Annotated in this window: 2 protein-coding genes; both read right to left on the minus strand. The window is 37.0% G+C overall.

Annotation, left to right across the window (positions count from 1 at the left end):
• Positions 1 to 212 (minus strand): MFS transporter (locus tag AC1DUW_RS30330; protein ID WP_477644374.1); only part of this gene is annotated, 212 nt, incomplete at its 3' end.
• Positions 213 to 502: 290 nt separating this feature from the next.
• Positions 503 to 1,018: amidohydrolase family protein (locus AC1DUW_RS30335; RefSeq protein ID WP_477644375.1), on the minus strand; the 516-nt coding region annotated here is incomplete at its 5' end.

A 1,018-nucleotide genomic window follows, 5' to 3' on the forward strand; every position in this document is an offset into this window, starting at 1 on the left:
GCCATCCACCCGCCGGGAATCTGCATAATCGCATAACCTAAAAAAAAGACGCTTAATATCATACCTGTTGAGGATGCGCTCAATTGAAGGTCATCGGAAATATGGACAATCCCATAGTTAATGACAAAACGATCCATTGCCGAGAACAAATTACCTACAAAAAGTAATATCAAAATCATTTTTGGATTTTGAACGTATGTTAATTTGTTCACTTGCATAGCCTCCTTAGTAAATTATTAATTTTCACATCACAAGTCCTTTAGTTAAGGGCAACAGGAAAATGGACTTTAAAACTATTTTACTAATAACGAGGCTAAATATTTAAACGATAATGGGCATCAACCCTTTTTTATTAATCAGTAGTTTTCCTCTATTATTTCTAGGATCAGAATTTATATTATGGAAGGGAAATTAGAATGACGCACTCTTCAAATAATTATAGATGTTGATATTTTTAACATTAAGCTCAATTGTTAACGCCTTTTAAAGATGCAATAAAAAGTTAAGAAGTCCTTACAGTTTCTTGACCATATACTGGTTTTCCATCAATAAAAGTAGCCAGAACTGAAATGTCCTTAATTTCTTCCGGATGAATGGCTGTAGGATCAGCCTCGAGAATGGCAAAGTCTGCATGTTTTCCAATTTCGATGCTTCCTGAACACGCTTCATCAAAATTTAGTTTTGCTCCATAAATAGTCATGGACTTTAATGCAGTTTCGACATCAATACGCTGCTCTTGGCCTAAAACATGGCCCTCTCTCGTTATTCGGTTTACTGCTACCCACACAGAAAACAGCGGTGAGATTGGAGTAATTGGACAATCAGAATGCAGGGTAAACAGTAAATTATGAGCTACAGCCTCAGCTAAAGGGCTAATACGCCTTCCCCGCTCTGGTCCTAAGAAAATTTGTTTATGCCTGTCTCCCCAAAAATATACATGATTGATGAAAAAGGATCCTGCTACATCAAGTTCTTTCATCTTCACCACATCTTCAGCGGTGGCGCTTTGGACATGTTC

The organism is Peribacillus sp. P4_C12 (genome assembly GCF_056402095.1).